This window comes from Salegentibacter lacus (assembly GCF_020164555.1).
Classification (GTDB): domain Bacteria; phylum Bacteroidota; class Bacteroidia; order Flavobacteriales; family Flavobacteriaceae; genus Salegentibacter; species Salegentibacter lacus.
The window spans coordinates 1-255 of the sequence record NZ_JAIQZB010000105.1; the positions used below are offsets into that span (position 1 = coordinate 1).

At 38.8% G+C, this 255-nt stretch carries 1 pseudogene; it reads right to left on the reverse strand.

The window, feature by feature from the left end:
- Positions 1 to 255, reverse strand: a pseudogene (locus LB465_RS18205) (IS1595 family transposase); the annotation flags it as partial.

The window sequence follows — 255 nt, forward strand, 5'->3', positions numbered from 1 at the left end:
TTACTTGATGTATCATTGTATGGATTGCCTTAAAGTTCAATCCCTTATTGCTTTCTATTTGTGTAATGTTGTATGCTTTGCCTATTGGTCTATAACCTCGCCATTTATCAGTCGTTACCTTGGCTTCACGGCTTATATGGTTGATAAAAATGTACTGAAGGGACTGGGCTGAAAAATCATCAATTTTCATAGTGTACATCCGCTTCACCTTGCCTTCTTCGGTCAATTGAACTGCCGTGACCGCTTTCTTTTTCT